Source organism: Geodermatophilus sp. Leaf369 (assembly GCF_001424455.1).
Classification (GTDB): domain Bacteria; phylum Actinomycetota; class Actinomycetes; order Mycobacteriales; family Geodermatophilaceae; genus Klenkia.
Window position 1 is genome coordinate 87,162 of sequence record NZ_LMQA01000003.1, and the last position, 19,502, is coordinate 106,663.

Annotated in this window: 23 protein-coding genes; 6 read left to right on the plus strand and 17 right to left on the minus strand. The window is 76.5% G+C overall.

Annotation, left to right across the window (positions count from 1 at the left end; genetic code table 11):
• Positions 1-22: 22 nt before the first annotated feature.
• Entirely contained in the window at positions 23-895 is an 873-nt protein-coding gene (locus tag ASG36_RS14805) for an alpha/beta hydrolase (RefSeq protein ID WP_200944509.1), read from the plus strand.
• A gap of 1 nt (position 896) precedes the next feature.
• On the opposite strand, the gene smc is transcribed toward ASG36_RS14805, so the two are convergent.
• The 12 genes from smc to ASG36_RS14865 form a co-directional block, all read right to left on the minus strand.
• Positions 897-4,469, minus strand: a complete 3,573-nt coding sequence (gene smc, locus ASG36_RS14810; protein ID WP_055765467.1) for a chromosome segregation protein SMC — start codon at positions 4,467-4,469, stop codon at positions 897-899.
• A gap of 11 nt (positions 4,470-4,480) precedes the next feature.
• Positions 4,481-4,669 (minus strand): hypothetical protein, encoded by a 189-nt coding sequence (locus ASG36_RS14815; RefSeq protein ID WP_055765470.1) that lies wholly within the window; start codon positions 4,667-4,669, stop codon positions 4,481-4,483.
• Between the two features lie 167 nt (positions 4,670-4,836).
• Entirely contained in the window at positions 4,837-5,106 is a 270-nt protein-coding gene (locus ASG36_RS14820) for an acylphosphatase (RefSeq protein WP_055766234.1), read from the minus strand.
• Positions 5,103-5,975: a bifunctional DNA-formamidopyrimidine glycosylase/DNA-(apurinic or apyrimidinic site) lyase gene (mutM, locus tag ASG36_RS14825; protein ID WP_055765471.1), complete on the minus strand. Its 873-nt coding sequence runs from the start codon at positions 5,973-5,975 to the stop codon at positions 5,103-5,105. Before mutM ends, ASG36_RS14820 begins: the two co-directional genes overlap by 4 nt.
• Positions 5,976-5,978: 3 nt before the next feature.
• Complete coding sequence (gene rnc, locus ASG36_RS14830; protein WP_082523169.1) at positions 5,979-6,716, minus strand: ribonuclease III; 738 nt, start codon at positions 6,714-6,716, stop codon at positions 5,979-5,981.
• 35 nt (positions 6,717-6,751) lie between these two features.
• Positions 6,752-6,931 (minus strand): 50S ribosomal protein L32, encoded by a 180-nt coding sequence (rpmF, locus tag ASG36_RS14835; RefSeq protein ID WP_055765475.1) that lies wholly within the window; start codon positions 6,929-6,931, stop codon positions 6,752-6,754.
• A 2-nt stretch (positions 6,932-6,933) separates the two neighbouring features.
• Positions 6,934-7,527, minus strand: a complete 594-nt coding sequence (locus ASG36_RS14840) for a DUF177 domain-containing protein (RefSeq protein ID WP_055765478.1) — start codon at positions 7,525-7,527, stop codon at positions 6,934-6,936.
• A 119-nt stretch (positions 7,528-7,646) separates the two neighbouring features.
• Entirely contained in the window at positions 7,647-8,336 is a 690-nt protein-coding gene (locus tag ASG36_RS14845; protein WP_055765480.1) for a hypothetical protein, read from the minus strand.
• Positions 8,333-8,821 (minus strand): pantetheine-phosphate adenylyltransferase, encoded by a 489-nt coding sequence (coaD, locus tag ASG36_RS14850; RefSeq protein WP_055766240.1) that lies wholly within the window; start codon positions 8,819-8,821, stop codon positions 8,333-8,335. Before coaD ends, ASG36_RS14845 begins: the two co-directional genes overlap by 4 nt.
• 5 nt (positions 8,822-8,826) lie before the next feature.
• Complete coding sequence (rsmD, locus tag ASG36_RS14855; protein ID WP_055765483.1) at positions 8,827-9,381, minus strand: 16S rRNA (guanine(966)-N(2))-methyltransferase RsmD; 555 nt, start codon at positions 9,379-9,381, stop codon at positions 8,827-8,829.
• Positions 9,378-11,570: an ATP-dependent DNA helicase RecG gene (recG, locus tag ASG36_RS14860; protein ID WP_055765486.1), complete on the minus strand. Its 2,193-nt coding sequence runs from the start codon at positions 11,568-11,570 to the stop codon at positions 9,378-9,380. Before recG ends, rsmD begins: the two co-directional genes overlap by 4 nt.
• Before the next feature lies 1 nt (position 11,571).
• The gene (locus ASG36_RS14865; protein WP_055765489.1) at positions 11,572-13,182 is read right to left on the minus strand and encodes a DAK2 domain-containing protein; all 1,611 of its coding nucleotides are present in this window, start codon (positions 13,180-13,182) and stop codon (positions 11,572-11,574) included.
• 174 nt (positions 13,183-13,356) lie between these two features.
• Between ASG36_RS14865 and rpmB the strand changes: the two genes are divergently transcribed.
• Both rpmB and ASG36_RS14875 read left to right on the plus strand, forming a co-directional pair.
• A complete protein-coding gene (gene rpmB, locus ASG36_RS21590) occupies positions 13,357-13,545 on the plus strand; it encodes a 50S ribosomal protein L28 (RefSeq protein WP_082523170.1) in 189 nt (62 codons plus the stop codon).
• A gap of 110 nt (positions 13,546-13,655) precedes the next feature.
• Positions 13,656-14,261 carry a TetR/AcrR family transcriptional regulator gene (locus ASG36_RS14875; protein ID WP_055765492.1) on the plus strand — a complete coding sequence of 202 codons (606 nt, stop codon included), beginning with the start codon at positions 13,656-13,658 and terminating at the stop codon, positions 14,259-14,261.
• Here the strand turns inward: ASG36_RS14875 and ASG36_RS14880 are convergent.
• From ASG36_RS14880 to ASG36_RS14890, 3 genes are read right to left on the minus strand one after another with little or no spacing between them, the layout of a single operon-like run.
• Positions 14,248-14,877: an AAA family ATPase gene (locus tag ASG36_RS14880; protein ID WP_055765495.1), complete on the minus strand. Its 630-nt coding sequence runs from the start codon at positions 14,875-14,877 to the stop codon at positions 14,248-14,250. The genes ASG36_RS14875 and ASG36_RS14880 overlap by 14 nt on opposite strands.
• A complete protein-coding gene (locus ASG36_RS14885; protein WP_055766242.1) occupies positions 14,877-15,371 on the minus strand; it encodes a GNAT family N-acetyltransferase in 495 nt (164 codons plus the stop codon). The genes ASG36_RS14880 and ASG36_RS14885 overlap by 1 nt, the downstream gene beginning before the upstream one ends.
• The gene (locus ASG36_RS14890) at positions 15,355-16,386 is read right to left on the minus strand and encodes a thiamine-phosphate kinase (RefSeq protein ID WP_082523171.1); all 1,032 of its coding nucleotides are present in this window, start codon (positions 16,384-16,386) and stop codon (positions 15,355-15,357) included. Before ASG36_RS14890 ends, ASG36_RS14885 begins: the two co-directional genes overlap by 17 nt.
• A 98-nt stretch (positions 16,387-16,484) precedes the next feature.
• Here ASG36_RS14890 and ASG36_RS14895 point away from each other — a divergent pair, with 98 nt between their 5' ends.
• From ASG36_RS14895 to ASG36_RS14905, 3 genes are all read left to right on the plus strand, one after another.
• Positions 16,485-16,718, plus strand: a complete 234-nt coding sequence (locus ASG36_RS14895; protein ID WP_055765500.1) for an Lrp/AsnC ligand binding domain-containing protein — start codon at positions 16,485-16,487, stop codon at positions 16,716-16,718.
• 116 nt (positions 16,719-16,834) lie between these two features.
• Positions 16,835-17,353: a DUF3515 family protein gene (locus tag ASG36_RS14900; protein ID WP_235495055.1), complete on the plus strand. Its 519-nt coding sequence runs from the start codon at positions 16,835-16,837 to the stop codon at positions 17,351-17,353.
• Positions 17,350-17,739, plus strand: a complete 390-nt coding sequence (locus ASG36_RS14905; RefSeq protein ID WP_055765503.1) for a YchJ family protein — start codon at positions 17,350-17,352, stop codon at positions 17,737-17,739. The genes ASG36_RS14900 and ASG36_RS14905 overlap by 4 nt, the downstream gene beginning before the upstream one ends.
• Here the strand turns inward: ASG36_RS14905 and ASG36_RS14910 are convergent, their stop codons facing one another.
• Together ASG36_RS14910 and ASG36_RS14915 are read right to left on the minus strand one after the other, a co-directional pair.
• On the minus strand, positions 17,740-18,393 hold the full coding sequence (locus tag ASG36_RS14910) for a hypothetical protein (protein WP_055765506.1): 654 nt from the start codon (positions 18,391-18,393) through the stop codon (positions 17,740-17,742).
• Positions 18,390-19,496, minus strand: coding sequence for a D-alanine--D-alanine ligase family protein (locus ASG36_RS14915; RefSeq protein WP_055766248.1), 1,107 nt, complete (start codon positions 19,494-19,496; stop codon positions 18,390-18,392). The genes ASG36_RS14910 and ASG36_RS14915 overlap by 4 nt, the downstream gene beginning before the upstream one ends.
• Between the last annotated feature and the right edge of the window lie 6 nt (positions 19,497-19,502).

A 19,502-nucleotide genomic window follows, 5' to 3' on the forward strand; every position in this document is an offset into this window, starting at 1 on the left:
ACCACTCCCCCGCGAGGTGCCCGTGCCCCCGTTCCACCCCGACCTGCAGCAGGTCCGGTTCCTCCCCCAGCTCTCCCTCGGCACCCGCAGCCTGCGGGTGATGCGGTTCCTCGGGCGGCTGGCCCGGCCCGACGGCAGCGTGCCGGTGGTCCCGGTGTCCCCCGACGTGTCGGTGCGGCTGTTCCGCCCCGCCGGGCCCGGCCCGTTCCCGGCCCTGCTGTGGGTGCACGGCGGCGGGCTGGTGTCGGGCACGGCCGCGATGGACGACGCGTTCTGCCGCCGGGTGAGCGAGGAGCTCGGCGCCGTGGTCGCCTCGGTGGAGTACCGGCTGGCCCCCGAGCACCCCTTCCCCACCCCGCTGGAGGACTGCTGGACGGCGCTGACCTGGCTGGCCGGCCGGGCCGACGTCGACCCCGCCCGGGTGGCCGTGGGCGGCGCGAGCGCCGGGGGCAACCTGGCCGCCGGCACCGTCCTGCTGGCCCGGGAGCGCGGCCTGGACCTGGTGTTCCAGCTGCTGGTCTACCCGATGCTCGACGACCGGACGACGGCGCACGCCGACCCGTCGGCGGTGCGGGTGTGGACCCCGGGCTCCAACCGCTTCGGCTGGTCGTCCTACCTGGGTGACACGACGGAGGTCTCCCCGCTGGCCGCCCCGGCCCGCGCCGAGGACCTGACCGGTCAGCCCCCGGCCTGGATCGGGGTCGGCACGCACGACCTCTTCCACGCCGAGGACGTCGAGCACGCCCGCCGGCTCCGGGCCGCCGGCGTCGAGGTCGAGCTGCTCGAGGTGCCCGGGGCCTACCACGGCTTCGACGCCGTCCAGGGCGCCACGGCGGTCTCCCGGGAGTTCCGGGACGCCCAGGTGGCCGCCCTGCGCCGGGCGCTGGTGGGCTGACTCAGCCCGCCGGGCGCAGGCGCTGGCTGATCACCCCGGTGATGCCGTCGCCGCGCATGGACACCCCGTAGAGGGCGTCGGCGATCTCCATCGTGCGCTTCTGGTGGGTGATGACGATGAGCTGCGAGGTGTCCCGCAGCTGCTCGACCAGGGTGAGCAGCCGGCCCAGGTTGACGTCGTCCAGGGCGGCCTCGACCTCGTCGAGCACGTAGAACGGCGAGGGGCGGGCCCGGAAGATCGCGACGAGCAGGGCGATCGCGGTCAGCGACCGCTCTCCCCCGGACAGCAGCGACAGCCGCTTGACCTTCTTGCCCGGCGGGCGGGCCTCGACCTCCACGCCGGTGGTGAGCAGGTCGTCGGGGTCGGTGAGGAAGATCCGGCCCTCCCCGCCGGGGAAGAGGGTCTGGAAGACCTGCTCGAACTCCCGGGCGGTGTCGGCGAAGGCGCTGGCGAACACCTCGTGGATCCGGTCGTCGACCTCGCGGACGACGGTGAGCAGGTCGCGGCGGGTGGCCTTGAGGTCCTCCAGCTGGGTGGCGAGGAAGGTGTGCCGCTCCTCCAGCGCCGCGAACTCCTCCAGCGCCAGCGGGTTGACCCGGCCGAGGGTGGCCAGGTCCCGTTCGGCGCGGGCCGCCCGGGCCTCCTGCTCCGCCCGCACGTAGCGCACCGGCTCCGGCGCCGCCTCCCCCGCCGCCTCGGCGGCGGCCAGCTGGGCGGGCGTGGGCGGCACCGGTGCGGCCGGTCCGTACTCGGCGACGAGGGTGTCCAGGCCGATGCCGTGCTCCTCGACGGCGCGGGCCTCCAGCGTCTCGATCCGCAGCCGCTGCTCGGCCCGGGCCACCTCGTCGCGGTGCACCTCGTCGGTGAGCCGGTCCAGCTCGGCGGTGTGCTCCCGCACCCGCGTCCGGACGACGAGCAGCTCGGCCTCCCGCCCGGTCCGGGCCGCGGCGAGGGCGTCGCGCTCGGCGACGGCGAGCTCGAGCGACCCGGCCAGCACGGTCAGCGCCGCCTCCGCCCCGGCCCGCACCTCGGCGGCGACCCGCGCCCCGGCGGCCCGGGCCACCCGGGCGGCCTCGGCCCGCTCACGCGCGGCCCGTTCCTGCCGGGCCTGCCGGCGCAGCGACTCGGCGCGTCCGTGCAGCGACCGGGCGCGCTCCTCGGCGGTGCGCACCCCCAACCGGGCCTCGGTCTCGGTGTGCGCCACGGTGGCGACCTCGGTGCGCAGCCGGTCCCGCTCGCCGGGGTCGGGTTCGTCGGCGACCGGGGCCGCCTCGGCCCCGGCCAGTCGCTCCGTGGCGGTGGCCAGGGCACTGCCCGCCTGATCCAGCGCCTCCTCGGCCCGTACCCGGGCGGCGTCGGCGCGCTCCGCCTCGGCGGCGGCGGACCGGACGTCGGCGGCCAGCCCGGCGAGCTCCCGGCCGCGGGCGGCCTGCTCGCGCTCGGCATCCCGCCGGCGCACCGCGGCCGCGGCGACGGCCTCGCCGGCGGTCTGCTGGGCCTCCCGGGCCCGGGCCAGCGCCTCCGCCAGCTCGGCGGCGCGCGCGGTGGCGGTGCCCAGCTCGCCGTCGGCGGCGTCCACCCGGGCCCGGACCTCCAGCCCGGACGGCGCGTCGGGCTGGCCCCCGCTCGCCCGGTCGGCGCCGAGCAGGTCACCCGTGGCGGTGACCGCCCGGACGTCGGGGGCGGCCCGCACCAGGGCGACGGCCGCGGTGAGGTCGGCGACCACGGCCACCCGGTCCAGGGCCCGGTCCACGGCCGGGGCGAGGTCGGCCGGGGCGTCGAGGAGGTCACGCGCCCACCGGGCGCCCTCGGGCAGGGTCGGCCACCCCGACCGGTCGAGCGCCGGCCCCTGACCGGCCACCAGCAGGCGCACCCGTCCGGCCCGGTCGGCCGCCAGGTGCTGCAGGGCGTCCGCAGCCGCCCGCGGACCGGTGACCACCAGCGCGTCGGCCCACCCGGCGAGCGCGGCGGCCACCGCGACCTCGTCCCCGGGGTGCACCGCCAGCCGGTCGGTCACGGGGCCGGCGACCCCGCCGAGGGCGCCGTCGGCGGCGGCGGCCAGCACCGCGGCGGCCCCGTCGACCGGGGTGAGCCCGAGGGCCAGGGCGTCGCGGCGGGCCCGCGCGGCCCCGCGCTCGCGTTCGGCGGTGCGCTCGGCCGCGGCCAGCTCGGTGACCGCCCGGGTGGCCTCGGCCTGGGCGGCCACGGCGGTGTCGTGGTCGGCCACGGCAGCACCCAGGTCGGTGTCCTCGACGCCCGCGTCGGGGTCGACGGCGGCGAGCCGGTCGGCAGCGGCCTCGGCCCGGGACGACGCCTCGACCGCGGCGGCGGTGAGCCGCTCGACCTCGGCCTCCCCCGCTGCGGTCCGCGACCGGGCGGCGGCGACCTGCCCGGAGAGCCGGGCGATGCCCTCGCGACGGTCGGCGAGCGCCCGGGCCGCGGCGACCAGGGCGCGCTCGGCCGCGCTCAGGGCGCCGTCCAGCTCGGCGCGGGCGGCGACGGCGGCGGCCAGCCGGGCCCGTTCGGCGGCGAGCTGACCGGCGAGCTCGGCCTCGGTGGCCTCCACCCGCGCGGCCTCGTCCTCCAGCTGGTCGGGGTCGCGGCCCGAGCCCGCGGGCACCACGGCGGCGGAGAGGTGCCGGTGCCGCTCGGAGGCCAGCCCCGCCGTGCTGCGGAACCGCTCGCCCAGGGTGGACAGCCGGAACCAGGTGTCCTGGGCCGCGGCCAGCGCGGGGGCGTCCGCGGCGAGGGCGGACTCCAACCCGGCCTGCGCCGTCGTGCTCGCGGTCAGCTCCGCCTCCACCCGGGTCCGGCGCTCCCGGGCGGCGGTCTCGTCGGCCACGTCGGCGTCCAGCGCGGTGCGCAGGGCCACCAGGTCGTCGGCCAGCAACCGGAGCCGGGCGTCCCGGAGGTCGGACTGCACCCCGGCGGCCCGGCGGGCCACCTCGGCCTGCCGGCCCAGTGGCTTCAGCTGGCGACGCAGCTCGGTGGTGAGGTCGGCGAGCCGGTCCAGGTTGGCCGCCATCGCGGTCAGCTTGCGGAGCGCCTTCTCCTTGCGCTTGCGGTGCTTGAGGACCCCGGCGGCCTCCTCGATGAACCCGCGGCGGTCCTCAGGGCGCCCGGACAGCACCGCGTCGAGCTGGCCCTGCCCGACGATGACGTGCATCTCCCGGCCGATCCCGGAGTCGCTGAGCAGCTCCTGGACGTCGAGCAGCCGCACCTTGTCGCCGTTGATCTCGTACTCGCTCTCCCCGGAGCGGTACATGCGGCGGGTGATCGACACCTCGGTGTAGTCGATCGGCAGGGCGCCGTCGGCGTTGTCGATCGTCAGCGTCACCTCGGCGCGGCCCAGCGCGGCGCGGCCGGCGGTGCCGGCGAAGATGACGTCCTCCATCGTGCCGCCGCGCAGGCTCTTGGCACCCTGCTCGCCGAGCACCCAGGCGATGGCGTCGACGACGTTGGACTTGCCCGACCCGTTGGGGCCCACCACGGCGGTGATGCCGGGTTCCAGGCGCATCGTCGTGGCCGACGCGAAGGACTTGAAGCCCTTGAGCGTCAGCGCCGACAGATGCACAGCTCAGGAGGCTACCGAGAGAGCGCGGGCTCCTCGGCCGCCATGGCCAGCAGCTCGCGGGCGATCACCGCGTCGCGCTCGGCCCGCAGCTGCGCGACCTCGACCTCGAGCCGGGCCACGCGGGAGCGGAGCACCGCGATCTCCTCGGCGACCCGGAGGTCCCGGGGGGCGACGACGTGTCCGAACAGGGCCTTGGCCATGGCGCAGCGGCCTCTTTCGTGCGAAGTGGTCCCGCAGCGGCCTCGGAGCGGGGGCGCGGGTGGGTCAGGCCAGAGTGACAGCCCCCGGGAGCCGCCGTCAATGTAAGGACCCCCTCGTCCCCCACACCACGCTCCGCGCGCCGCGGGCCCCTACGAGGGGGCCGGTCTCACCCCGTCCGGAAGCCGGACTCGCTCTGCGGGTCCTCGTCGACGACGTCCGCACCGGTGGGCCGGCCGGCCGCGTCCGGTCCGGTGAGCCCGCGCAGGACGGCCAGCACGTCGTCGTCCGGACCCTCGAGGACGACCTCGACCCGCCCGTCGGCCAGGTTGGTCGCCGAGCCGCCCAGGCCGCGCTCCTGGGCCCGGCCGCGCACGAACCAGCGGTAGCCGACGCCCTGCACGTCCCCGGAGACCAGGGCGCGCACCCGACGGGTCATCTCCGGGCCCTCGGCCGCGGCTGGCACACCGGGCAGCTGTAGCTGGAGCGGTTCATGAAGGACTCCCGGCGGATCGGGGTGCCGCACCGCGGGCACGGCCGGTCGAGCTGCCCGTACACCGCCAGGGAGCGGGAGAAGTACCCGCTCTGCCCGTTGACGTCGACGTAGAGGGAGTCGAAGGAGGTGCCGCCCTGGGCCAGGGACTGGGTGAGCACGTCGCGGACGCCCTCAAGCAGGGCGGCGACCTGGGCCCGGGTGAGCTTGTCGGTGGGCCGGGCGCCGTGCAGCTGCGCCCGCCACAGCGACTCGTCGGCGTAGATGTTGCCCACCCCGCCGATGAGGGTCTGGTCCAGCAGCGCCCGCTTGACCTCGGTCTTGCGCCGGCGGATGGCCGCGGTGAAGGCCTCGGTGTCGAAGTCGGGCTCCAACGGGTCGATCGCGATGTGCGCCAGCCGGGTCGGGACGTCGTCCGGGTCCGGGGTGTCCTCCACGGCGAGCCCGCCGAAGGTGCGCTGGTCGACGAAGCGCAGCTCGCGACCGCCGTCGGTGAACACGAACCGGGCCCGCAGGTGCTTCTCGCTGGGCTCCTCGGGGAGCTCCACAAGCAGCTGGCCGCTCATCCCGAGGTGCGCGACCAGAGCGCGCCCGACCGGTGCGCCGTCGCGCTGCAGCGGCAGCCACAGGTACTTGCCCCGCCGGTGCGCCGCGGCCACCGTGGCCCCGGTCAACGCGGCGGTGAAGTCACCGACGCCCTCCAGGTGCCGACGCACCGCCCGCGGGTGGTGGACCTCCACCGAGGCGATCGTGCGCCCGGCGACCCACCGGGCCAGACCGCGCCGGACGACCTCGACCTCGGGCAGCTCGGGCACGGCTCAGCCCTGCGTGACCGCGGAGAGGGCACGCCAGGCGTCCTCGGCGGCCATCTGCTCGGCGGCCTTCTTGGTCCGCCCGTCGCCCGCCCCGCGCACCTGGCCGGCGAGCAGCACGGCGGCGGTGAAGCTCTTGGCGTGGTCGGGGCCGTCGGACTCGACCTCGTAGACCGGTGCCCCCAGGCCCTGGGCGCTGCCCAGCTCCTGCAGGCTGGTCTTCCAGTCCAGCCCCGCGCCGCGGGTGGAGGACTCCACCAGCAGCGGGTCGAACAGCCGGTGCACGATCGCACCGGCCGCGTCCAGGCCCAGCCCCACGTGCACGGCACCCAGCAGGGCCTCCAGCGCGTCGGCCAGGATCGAGTCCTTCTCCCGGCCACCGGTGCTGGTCTCCCCGCGCCCGAGCAGCAGGTGCGGGCCGACCCCGCCGTCCCCCAGGGAGCGGGCGACCCCCGCCAGGGAGGTCATGTTCACGACCGAGGCACGCAGCTTGGCCAGCTGTCCCTCGGGGAGGTCGGGCTGGCTGCGGTAGAGCTCGTCGGTGACGACGAGGCCGAGCACCGAGTCGCCCAGGAACTCCAGCCGCTCGTTGGTGGGCAGCCCGCCGTGCTCGTAGGCGAACGAGCGGTGGGTCAGCGCCAACGCCAACAGGCCGCCGGGCAGCGTGACGCCCAGGGCGTCACGCAGCCAGTCGGCGGCCCGTGCGGCGTGCTCGGCGCCACCAGGGGTGGTCGGTCCGGTCACGACGGGGTCGTGCTGGGGTGCTCGGTGGTCCGTGGTCAGACCGCGATGACCTGACGGCCGTCGTACTGGCCGCAGGTCGGGCACGCGATGTGCGGGGGCTTGAGCTCGCCGCACGCGCGGTTCGGGCAGGGCGCCAGCGTGGGGGCCGTGGCCTTCCACTGCGAGCGACGCGAGTGGGTGTTCGAGCGCGACAAGCGCCTCTTCGGGACAGCCACGGTCAGTTCTCCTTCGATGGGGTGAAACGGTCGGCGAGCCCGGCCCAACGTGGGTCGAGCACCTCGTGCGAGTGGTCCGCCGGGAGGTCGTCGAGCCGCAGGCCGCAGTCGACGCACAGACCCGAGCAGTCCGGGGTGCAGGTGGGCGAGAGCGGCAGCGTCAGGACGACGGTGTCCCGGACGAGCGGCGCGAGGTCGAGGAAGTCACCGTCGATCCGGCGCACCTCGTCCTCCTCGCTGGTGGCTTCGGTGGTGCTGCCCTCGTAGGCGTAGAGCTCCTGCACGTCGAGGGTCAGCGTGTCCTCGATCGGCTCGAGGCAGCGCGCGCACTGGCCGGTGACCGGGGCGACGACCTCGCCGGTGACGAGCACGCCCTCCATGACCGACTCCAGCCGCAGGTGCAGCTCGACGAGGGCGTCCTCGGGCACGCCGATCATCTCGACGCCCCAGCCCTCGCGGGCCGGCACCGAGCGCTCGAGCTCGCGCATGCTGCCCGGGCGGCGGCCGAGCTCGCGGAGGTCGACCTTCCACGGGTCGGCGGCAGGGCGCCGGTCCGTGGACGCGGCGCCTCGGCGGTGCGAGGAGGCAGCAGGCATGAGGTCACTCGTCGATCGGGGGCAGGGGGTGGAGCTCGGGTCACCGCGCACGGCACAGCCGTGGTGTGCGGGAGCAGCCCAGGTTACCCCAGCACGGACGACGGGGGCAGCGAGGGAGGTCAGGGCTGGCGCAGCTGGTTCCTGGCCGCGTCGACCGAGCGGACCATGTGGCCCAGGGTGGTGCCGAAGTCGGCCAGCCGGCTGTCGACGTACTCGTCGACCTCGGCGCGCATCCGGGACACCTCGGCCGCGGTCTGCTCGCCCAGCTCGTCCGAACGCGCGACCGCACCGCGGTAGACCTCGGTCTCGGCGACCAGCCGGTCGTGCTCGGCCTGCCCGGCGGCCATCAGGGCGGCGGCCTGGCGCTGGGCGTCGGCCAGCAGCGCGGCGTGCCGGGCCTCGCCGTCGGCGATCACCCGCTCGGCCTCGGCGTCGGCCCGGGCGAGGAGGTCCTCCACCTGGGCCTGGGCCTCGGTGATCAGGTCGTCGCGCTGCCGGCGGGCGGTGCCGACCAGCTCGTCGTGCTGCCGGCGCGCGGTGGCGACGGTCTGCTCGCTCTCGGCCCGGGTGCGCCCGGTGAGCCGCTCGGCCTCGGCCTGGGCCTGCTCCAGGATCTCGGTGCGCTGCTCGACGATCGTGCCGGCCTGCTGGACCTCCTCGGGGAGGCCCTCGCGCAGGTCGTCGAGCAGGTCGAGCAGGTGGTCCCGCGGGACCATGCAGGAGCTGGACATCGGGACGCTGCGGGCGTTCTCGATCACCGAGGCGAGCTCGTCGACCACCTCGTAGAGCCGGTACACGACCTCGGTCACGAGCTCTCCTTCTCGGTGCGCTTCTGGACCAGACGCGCGTTCACGGCCGGGGGCACCAGGTGCGAGACGTCGCCACCGAAGGCGGCGATCTGCTTGACCAGGCTGGAGGACAGGTGCCCCACCTGGGGGGCGGTCGGCACGAAGAGGGTCTCCACGCCGGCCAGCTCGCGGTTCATCTGCGCCATCTGCAGCTCGTACTCGAAGTCACCGACGGCCCGCAGGCCCTTGACGACCACCGGCACGTCGTTGCGCTGACACCAGTGCACGAGCAGCCCGGAGAACGAGGTGACGACGACGTTGGGCAGCTCGGCGGTCGCCTCGCGCAGCAGCGCCATCCGCTCCTCGACGTCGAAGAGCCCCGCCTTGCCCGGGTTCACCAGCACCGCGACGACCAGCTCGTCGTAGAGCGCGGAGGCCCGGCCGATGACGTCGACGTGCCCGTTGGTGACCGGGTCGAACGACCCGGGGCACACCGCCCGCCTCATGCTGCTCACGGAGCGCGACCGTACCGGAGCACGGCCTCCCCGTAGCGGCGTTCGCGCAGTCCCAGCAGGGGTGTCGGCCACTCCCAGTCGCGGTCCCGGGAGGAGCGCTCCACCACGACGACGGCCTCGGGGGCCAGCCACCCCTGGTCGTGCAGCGCCAGCAGCACGCCCTGCACCACCGGGGTCTCCACCGCGTACGGCGGGTCGGCGACGACGACGTCGAAGGGCGCGTCGGCCGGCCGGCCCACCACGGCGGGCACCGAGCCGACCACCACCCGGGCCCCCGGCAGGCCGAGCGCGGCCACGTTGGCCCGCAGCACCGGCACCACCTTCGGCCCGGACTCCACGAACACCGCATCGGCCGCCCCGCGCGACAGCGCCTCCAGCCCGATCGCCCCGGAGCCGGCGTAGAGGTCGAGCACCCGGGCCCCCTCGAGCTCGGTGAGCGTGGCCAGGGAGTTGAACATCGCCTCCCGGGCCCGGTCGCCGGTGGGGCGCACCCCGCTGGCCGGCACCTGCAGCCGGCGCCCGCGCGCGGCCCCGGCGATCACCCGGGTCACGCCCGCTCCAGCCAGTCGGCGCGGTCGGCGTTGAGCTCGGCGACCGCGGCGGCGAGCTCGGGGTGCGCGGCGACGCCGAGGTCGGCCTCCAGGATCGCCGCGGCCTCGACCCGGGCGGTGGCGATGAGCTCCTCGTCCTCGAGCAGGGAGAGCAGCCGCACCGTGGTCCGGGAGCCGGACTGGGCCGCGCCGAGCACGTCGCCCTCCCGCCGGGTCTGCAGGTCCAGCCGGGCGAGCTCGAACCCGTCGGTGGTCGCGGCGACCTGGGCCAGCCGGGTGCCGGTCGACGACGACGTCGGTGCCTCGCTGACCAGCAGGCACAACCCCGGGTGCTTCCCGCGGGCGACCCGGCCACGGAGCTGGTGCAGCTGGCTGACCCCGAACCGGTCGGCGTCCATCACGACCATCACGGTGGCGTTGGGCACGTCGACGCCGACCTCGACCACGGTGGTGGCCACCAGCACGTCCACCTCGCGGGCGGCGAAGGCCCGCATCCGGGCCTCCTTGTCCTCGGCCGACATCCGGCCGTGCAGCACCTCGACCCGCAGTCCGGCGAGCGGGCCGGCGCGCAGCTCGCGGGCCACGTCGAGCACCGCCAGCGGCGGCCGCTTCTCGTCGCCGTCCTCCGGCGGGGCGCCGTCCTCGCCGTCGGGGCCCTCGAGGTCGGCGGCGGCGTCGGGCTCCTCGCCGATCCGCGGGCACACCACGTAGGCCTGCCGGCCGGCGGCGACCTCTTCGCGCACCCGCTCCCACGCCCGCCCCAGCCAGGCCGGCTTCTCCCGCACCGGGACGACGGAGGAGGACACCCCGCCCCGACCGGCCGGGAGCTGGCGCAGCGTGAGGGTCTCCAGGTCGCCGTAGACGGTCATCGCCACGGTGCGCGGGATCGGGGTCGCGGTCATCACCAGCACGTGCGGGGCACGCTGGCCCTTGGCGCGCAGGGCGTCGCGCTGCTCGACGCCGAAGCGGTGCTGCTCGTCGACCACCACCAGGCCGAGGTCGGCGAAGTCCACGCCCTCCGACAGCAGCGCGTGCGTGCCCACGACGATCCCGGCGCTGCCGTCGGCGACCGCGGCGCGGGCGGTGCGCCGGGCGGCGGCCTTCAGCGACCCGGTGAGCAGGGTGACCCGGGTGCCGGCCGGGTCACCGTCGAGCTCCCCGGCCCGGCCCAGCGGCCCGAGCAGTGCGGCGATCCCCCGGGCGTGCTGGGCGGCGAGCACCTCGGTGGGGGCCAGCAGCGCGGCCTGTCCCCCGGCGTCGACGACCTGGGCCATGGCCCGCAGCGCGACCACGGTCTTGCCCGAGCCGACCTCGCCCTGGAGCAGGCGGTGCATCGGCTGCTCCCGGCCGATCTCGGCCGCCAGCGCCTCACCCACCTCGCGCTGGCCGTCGGTGAGCTCGAAGGGCAGCGCGGCGTCCACCGCGTCGGCCAGCGCCCCGCCACGCCGGGGCCGGGCGATGCCCGGTTCCAGGGCCGCGGCCCGGCGGCGGGCGGCCAGGGTCACCTGCAGGACCAGCGCCTCGTCCCACTTGAGCCGCTCGTCGGCGCGGACGACGTCCTCGTCGGTCTCGGGGTGGTGCTTGTCCCAGATCGCCCGGTCCTGGTCGATCAGCCCGTACCGGGCCCGCAGCTCGGCCGGCAGCGGGTCGTCGGTCAGCAGCTCGGTGAGCTGCTCCCGGGTCTCGAAGACCAGCCGCAGCGCCTTCTGCACCACCCAGCTGGAGACGTTCTTGCTGGCCGGGTAGATGGGCAGCATGGCCGTGGCCCACCGGTCGGCGTCGGTGGCCTCGTCGAGCACCTGGCAGTCGGGGTGGCTGAACTGCAGCTGCCCGTTCCACATCGACACCGTGCCGGCGAACAACCCCCAGGCGCCGACGGCGAGGTGGGCGTGCTTGTGGTTGAAGAACACCAGCCGCATCGAGCCCGCACCGTCGCCGACGGTGATCTCGGTGATGGTGCCGCGCTTCTGCTTCATCGCCCGGGTGCTCGAGGTGCGCACCTGGCCCAGCACGGTGACCCGGTCCCCCACCTGCAGGTCGGTCAGCTTCGTCATCTCCCCGCGCCGGGCGTACCGGGCCGGGTAGTGCCGCAGCAGGTCGCGCACGGTGCGCAGGCCCAGCTGCTCGGCCATCGCCTTGGCGGTGCGGGCGCCGACCACGCGGTCCAGCGGGGTCCCCAGGCTCAGCACGTCACTCCACCCCGATCAGCAGCGGGCGCGAGCCCGGGGCACCGGGGTGCCGGACCACCTCGACGGTGGGGTGGTGGGCGGCCAGGTGGGCGGCGGCCGCGTCGCCCAGCCGTCCGCCGACCAGGGACACCAGCTCCCCGCCGCCGGCCAGCAGCCGGTCGAGCAGGTCGCACGCCACCGTCACCAGCGCGGGGCCGATCACGACCACCTCGCCCTCGACCATGCCCAGCGCGTCGCCGGGGTGGCAGCGACCGGCCAGGGTGAGCGCCTCGGTCTCGGCGACGGTCACCTCGGCCCAGCGGGTCGCCGCGGCCGCCTCGGCCATGCCGATGACGTCGTCGGCGAACCGGCGCTGCGGGTCGGCGACGGCGACCGCGGCCAGCCCCTGCAGCGGCGACCGGGTCGGGACGACGGCGACGTCGCGGCCCTCCTCCCGGGCCCGGGCCGCGGCCCGTCCGGCGACCGGTGCCACCGCCCGGTCGTTGGGCAGCACCACGACGTCGGCGGCGCCGGTGCCGAGCACGGCGTCCAGCAGGGCCTCCTCGTCCAGCGGGCCCGCCCCGACCGGGACGACGACCACGCCCTCGGCGGTGAACAGCTCGGCCAGTCCGTCGGCCACCCACCCGGCCGGGACGACGGCGACGGTGGCCCGGGCGCCGGGGAGCGGGGCGGCGACCGACACCGGGGCCAGCGGGGTCACCGCGATGCGGTGCGGCCGGCCGGCCCGGATGCCGGCCTCGACGGCGGCGCCCACGTCGGAGACGTGGACGTGGACGTTCCACTGCCGGCCCTCGGGGGTGTCCACCCCGACCACGACGAGACAGTCGCCCAGCCAGCCGAGCTCGGTGCGCAACCGGTCGACGGCACGCTCGCTGGAGTCGGCCAGCAGGAACTGCACCTCGCTGCCGGGGCCGGCGTGCGGGTGGTGCGGGGCCTCGCGGGTGCCGGCCTGGGCGCGGCGGGCGCCCTCCCCGGCGACCAGGGGTGCCCGGTCGGGCTCCACCCCGGTGACGGTGGCGACCAGCGCGTCGAGCACCACGCACCAGCCGGCGCCGCCGGCGTCGACCACCCCGGCCTCGCGGAGGGCGGCCAGCTGGGCGGTGGTGCCCTGCAGGGCCTTGCGGGCGCCGTCCGCGGTCGCCCGGACCACCTCGGCCAGGGCCGTGCGCCCGGCCTGCACCGCCGCGGCGGCGGCCTCCGCCCCGGCCCGGGCCACGGTGAGGAAGGTGCCCTCCTCGGGCTCGGCGACCGCCTCGTAGGCCGACCCGGCCGCCCCGCGCAGCGCGGTGGCGAACAGCGCGCCGTCGACCGGGCCCGCGCCGGCCAGGGTGTCGGCCAGCCCGCGCAGCAGCTGGGCCAGGATCGCCCCGGAGTTGCCCCGGGCACCCAGCACGGCCCCACGGGCGAAGACCGACCAGGAGGACTCGCTGCCGTCGGCCACCGCGACCGCGTCGGCCGCGGACTCCGCGGTGAGCAGCAGGTTGGTGCCGGTGTCGCCGTCGGGGACCGGGAAGACGTTGAGGTCGTCGATGCTCCCCCGCGCCGTGCGCAGCGCGTCGACAGCGGCGCGGCTCCAGCGGCCGACCGCGGCCTCGTCCAGCGCCGTGAGCACGTCCGGGAGGCTACCGGTGGGCCGCCCGTGGGCACGGCCACCACGGGGGCGGCGGACAGCCGGTCCGTGGACGGGTTACAGTGGTCCGAGCAATCTGCGGGATGCACCCTGTCCGGAGTCTCCGGTCACGGGTCCCCGCCTCTTCGTACGTCTTTTCTCTAGGAGTGATCGACCGTGGCTGCCGTGTGCGACGTGTGTGGCAAGGGGCCCGGTTTCGGCATGTCGGTGTCTCACTCGCACCGCCGGACGCCGCGCCGTTGGAACCCGAACATCCAGGCCGTGAAGGCCGTCGTCGGTGCCGGCACCCGCCGCCGCATCAACGCCTGCACGAGCTGCATCCGGGCGGGCAAGGTCGTTCGCTGACCTCAGCCCCCCTCGTTCTCCCACCGGACCCCGGTCGCCTCACGGCGGCCGGGGTCCGGTGCGTGTGGTCCCGTCCTGCCGTTCCGACCCGGCACCCCTAGGGTTCGACGGTGCAGTTCCGCCGTGAGACCGAGACCGCCGTCCGACCAGGACGCCGCCGCGACCCCGCCGTCGACGAGGCGGTCAAGTCCGCCGTCCTGGCGCTGCTGACCGAGCGCGGCTGGGACGGCGTCTCGATGGACGGCGTGGCCGCCCGCGCCGGCGTGGGCAAGGCGAGCATCTACCGCCGCTGGTCCTCGCGGGTGCAGATGGTCGCCGAGGCGGTCACCGAGCTCAACCGCGGCGAGCTGACGGCCCCCGACACCGGCTCGCTGCGCGAGGACCTGCTGGTGCTGTTCCGGTCGATGGTCACCGCCCTGCAGGGACCGCTGGGCACCGCGTCCCGGGCGCTGATCGGGGTGCTGCCGCACGAGCCGGACCTGGCGGTGGCCTTCCGCGAGGGGGCGCTCGGCGTCTGGGCCGAGGCGTTCGCCGCCGTGTTCGCCGCCGCGGCCGCCCGCGGCGACCTGGACCGCGAGACCCTGGGCACGGTGGCCGGCGAGGCCGGACCGGCCGTGCTCATGCAGCGCTGGCTGATCACCGGCCAGCCGCTGGACGACGCGCTGGCCGTCGACGTGGTGGACCACGTCGTCCTGCCGCTGCTCACCCGCCGCTGATCCCCCGGGCCCGCGCGGCGGCCACGACCAGGTCGACGACGGTGGCGTGGTCGATCGCCGTGCTGTCCACCACCAGGTGGTAGTGCCGGGCCTCGGCGGGGTCGGTGCGGTGGTAGTGCCGCACGTAGGCGGCGCGGGTGCGGTCGGCGCCCTCCATCTCCCGGCGCACCTCGTCCTCGGGCAGGCCCAGGTGGGCCACCGCGGCCGCCAGCCGGGCCTCGGGCGGGCCGTCCAGGCGCACGTGCAGGGCGTCCGGTCGTCCGGCCAGCACCATCGCGCCGGCCCGACCGAGGACCACGCCCCCCGGCCCGTCGGCGAGCTCGGTCACCACCCGCTCGGTCTGCAGCCGGTAGGCCCGCTCGTCGGGCAGCGTGGAGCCGGGGAGCACGCCCCCGACCGGGTCGGGCATCGACCCCAGCGAGGCGACGAGGCGCCACAGGCCGCGGACGACGCTCTCGTCGTTGGCCTCGGCCTCCTCCACGGTCACCCCCAGCCGACCGGCGACCTGGGCGGGGATGACCCGGTCGTGGAACACCAGGCCCAGCCGCTCGGCGACCGCGGGGGCGATGTCCGCCCCGCCCGCGCCGAACGTGGCCGACACCGTGACGACGCCCATCAGGACACCTCGTTCTCGTCCGTCGGGAGGTCCCGACCCAGGAAGACCGCCTCGGGGGCACCGTCGTACACGCCGTACCCGGCGACCGGTGTGTACCCGGCCCGGGCGTAGAGCGCCAGTGCCTCGGGTTGCCGGTCCCCGGAGTTGAGCACCACCCGGGTGTGCCCGGCGGCGGCCGCGGTGCGCTCCAGCTCGGCGAGCACCGCCGCCGCCACGCCCCGGCGGCGGGCCCACGGCTCGACGTACATCCGCTTGAGCTCGACCACGCCGGCGGCGTGCACCCGCCAGCCCCCGCAGCCGGCGGGACGGCCGCCGAGCTCGGCGACCAGGAACAGCCCGCGCGGGGGCAGCACCTCCCCCGGGTCGACGGTCATCGCGTCGCGGCCGCCGTAGCGGACGACGTACTCCTGCTGGACCGCCTCGACCAGCCGCGCCGCGACCGGGTCGTCGTAGCCGGTGGCCCGCAGCCGCAGCGCCTCAGCGGAAGTGCACATGACCACCCCCGGACAGCCCCAGGCCGGCGACCACGTCGGCGGCGGCGACGCCGTCGACCCGCACCCCCGCGGGCCCGGCCTCGACCACGCCGATCGCGACGAAGGGCTCGGGCAGGTCGGCCGCGGCCGGGAACGTGGCCAGCAGGGCGTGGTCCTCCCCACCGGTGAGCACCCAGGCCATCGGGTCCCCGCCCAGCGCGGCCGCCACCTGGGGCAGCGGGCCCGCCGGGTCGACGAGCGCGGCCAGGGACCCCCGGTCCAGGTCGACCACGACGCCGCTGGCGTCGGCGAGGTGCCCCGCGTCGGCGAGCAGGCCGTCGCTGACGTCGCACATCGCCGTCGCGCCGGCGTCGGCCGCGGCCGGGCCGGCGGCGTAGGGCGGGGTGGGCCGGCGGTGGGCGGTCACCGCGGCCAGCGGTGCGGTGAACCCGCGGCGCAGCACCGCCCACCCGCACGCCGACCAGCCCAGCCGGCCGGCGACCGCGACGACGTCCCCGGGGCGCGCGCCGCCGCGGGTCACCGGCGCCCGGCCCTGCAGGTCGCCGAGCGCGGTCACCGAGAGCACCACCGAGGAGCTGTCCGGGGCGCACGCCACGGTGTCCCCGCCGACCACCGCGGCGCCGTGCGGGGCGCACTCGGCCGCCAGCCCGGTGGCCACGCCCTCCAGCCAGCCGGTGGGCGTGCTCGCGGGGCAGGCCAGTCCCACCAGCAGCGCGGTGGGCACCGCGCCCATCGCCGCGACGTCGGCCAGGTTCGCCGCCGCCGCCTTGTGCCCGACGTCCTCGGCCGAGGACCAGTCGCGGCGGAAGTGCCGGCCCTCGACGAGCACGTCGGTGCTGGCCACCACCCGGGCGTCGGGGGTGCGGACGACGGCGGCGTCGTCACCGGGGCCGACGTCGGCCAGCGCGGCGGTGCCGGCCCGCGCCAGCACCCGGTCGATCACCCCGAACTCGCCCACCACCGCGACGCTGTCCGCGGCGTCCACCGGGGGCACCAGGGGCCGGGGACGCGTCACCGGGCACCCCCCGCCGCTGGGGTACGTTGCCGATCAGCCCGCCGTCCGGCGGGGCGCACGTCCGTGCACCAGCTGCACTGCCCGAGGGGGGCTCTCCCGTGGTCCACGCGTACATCCTGATCCAGACCGAAGTCGGCAAGGCAGCCGCCGTCGCCACGACCATCGCCGGGATCTCCGGGGTGACCAAGGCCGAGGACGTCACCGGCCCCTACGACGTCATCGTCCGCGCCGAGGCCGGCTCGGTCGACGAGCTCGGTCGTCTGGTCGTCGCGCGGGTGCAGTCGGTGGACGGGATCACCCGCACGCTGACCTGCCCGGTCGTCAACCTCTGAGCAGGACCGACCTGAGCGCGGACGACGCGCCCGCGGAGGCCGAGGAGGCCCCCGCGCCGGCGGCCGACCCCACCCGCCGGGCGGCGCTGATCGCCACCGCCGTCGCCGTCCCGGTGGTGGTGGCCCTGCTGGTCGTGGTGAACGTGTTCGGCCCGGGGTCCGAGGACACCTCGGGGGACGACGGCGGCGCGGTGGCCGAGGTCGACGGGCAGCCGGTCTCCCCCCGCGACGAGAGCCCGGTCGAGGTCGACACCCCGCCGATCACCCCCGAGGCCGACGCCGCCTGCCCGGCGCTGATGAGCCAGCTGCCGCTGGAGATCGCCGGGGAGACGTCCCGCCGGGTGGACTCGGACTCCCCGTACGCCTACGCCTGGGGCGACCCGGCCCAGGTGCTGGTCTGCGGTGCGGACGTCCCCGCCGGGTTCGTCGTGGGCGGCCCCCAGGCCCTCGGCATCAACGGGGTGACCTGGTTCGTCGACACCACCGACCCGACCGTCAACGTCTGGACCACCGTGGACCGCACGGTCCCGGTGCAGATCAGCATCCCGGCGAGCACCGACGGCTCGGTGGCGATCGCGCTGAGCCCGGTCATCGCCGGCGCGATCCCCTTCACCGAGCCCCAGCCGGGCGGGTGACCCTCCCCCGCCGGTGCCCGTGCGGCACGGGGCTGCCGTACGGCGAGTGCTGCGGGCGGCTGCACTCCGGCACGGCCCACGCGGCCACCGCCGAGCAGCTGATGCGCTCCCGGTACAGCGCCTTCGTCGTCGGCGACCCGGCGTACCTGCTGGCCACCTGGCACCCCGACACCCGCCCGGCCGACCTCGAGCTGGACGGCGACACCCGCTGGACCGGCCTGGACGTGCTGGCCACCACCGGCGGGGCGATGCTCGCGGTCGAGGGCACCGTGGAGTTCCGGGCCTCCTACGTGCGGGACCGCACGCGGGGGGCCCAGCATGAGGACAGCCGCTTCACCCGGGTCGCCGGGCGCTGGGTCTACCTCGACGGCGTCTCCCTCCCCTGATCAGCCGCGGGGCAGCAGCTCCAGCTGGGCGAGGGTGGCGGCGTGCGCCTCGGCGAGGGCGGCATCCGGGTCGGCGGCGACCGCGGCCACCGCGACGGTGAACGGTCCGTGGGCGCACCAGACGAAGGCGGCCGGCCCGCCTAGACCGGTGTCGGCCGCCGGGGCGTCCACGGTGAGCACCGAGCAGCCGGCCGGCAGGTCGTCGGGGTCCCGGTCGGGGCTGCCGCCGTAGTACTCGGTGTCGTTGCGGGCCAGGTCGGCTGCGTAGGCAGCGGCACCGGACACCCCGGCGAACTGGTCGACGAACACCGACGTCAGGGCCGGGTCGTCCTTCCAGAACCGCTCCCAGCCCCACCGGTAGCCGTAGTCGGCGAGCACCTCGGCCTCCCGCTCGGGGTCCTCGGCGTACCCGGCGACGTCCTGGACGGTCTTCGGGCCCGCCGGGGGCTCCAGCTCCTCGTCGGGCACCCGGGGCAACCCGGAGGGCACGTCGGCCAGCACCAGGTCCCCCAGGTCGTCGGCGGTGGCCGGCAGCCCGGCCGGCCGGGACGTGCCGGCGGCCGCGGTGGCGGCACCGGGCACCGCGTCCGCGCAGCCGGTGGCCAGGACCAGCAGCAGTGCGACCGCGGTGCCGCCGAGCAGCTGCCGCGTCACCCGGCGAGCGCGCTCGCGACGAGCCGGTCGACCAGCTCGGGGTAGTCCACGCCGCTGGCGCCCCACATCCGCGGGTACATCGAGATCGGGGTGAACCCGGGCATGGTGTTGACCTCGTTGACCACCAGCCGGTCGGCGCCGGTGTCGGGGTCGGTGCCGAGGAAGAAGTCGACCCGGGCCAGGCCGCGGCAGTCCATCGCCAGGTAGGCCCGGCGGGACACCTCCTGCACCGCGGCGGTCTGCTCGGGGGTCAGCAGGGCGGGCACGTCGAAGTCGACGGAGTCCTCGAGGTACTTGGCGTCGAAGTCGTACCAGTCGACGCCGGCGCGCAGCTTGATCTCCGCCGGGAGGCTGGTCTCGGGCAGCCCGCCCCCGGGCCGCGCCAGCACCCCGCACTCGACCTCCCGGCCGGGCACCGAGGCCTCCACCACGATCTTGGTGTCGATCTCGGCGGCGGTGGCCACGGCGGCGTCGAACTGGGCCCAGTCGGTGACCCGGGTGATGCCGATGCTCGACCCGGCCCGGGAGGGCTTGACGAACACCGGCAGGCCCAGCCGCTCGCGGGCGGCCGGGTCCAGCGCCGCCGGGTCGGTGGTGAGCGCGCCGTCGGCGTCCCGGAGCACCACGTGGTCGCCCTGGTCGATGCCGGCCGACGTCAGCAGCTTCTTGGTGAACTCCTTGTCCATCGAGGCCGCGGAGGCGAACACGCCGGAGCCCACGTAGGGCAGCCCGCTCATCTCCAGCAGGCCCTGGACGGTGCCGTCCTCGCCGTAGGCGCCGTGCAGCACCGGGAAGACGACGTCGACCCCGATCAGCGGGGCGTCCTCACCGAGCCGGGCCAGCCCGCGGCCGGCCGGGTCGCCGACGAGGGTCACCGGCGTCCCCCCGGTGACCTCGGGCAGCCGGCCGTCGACGATCGCCAGCGGACCGCCGTCGTGCAGCACCCACCCGCCCTCGCGGGTGATCCCCACCGGGACCACCTCGTAGCGGTCGGGGTCCAGGGCGGCCATCACGCTGCCGGCCGAGACGCAGGAGATCGCGTGCTCCGCGCTCCGCCCCCCGAAGACGACGGCGACCCTGGTCTTGGCTGTCTCGACGGTCATCGGGTC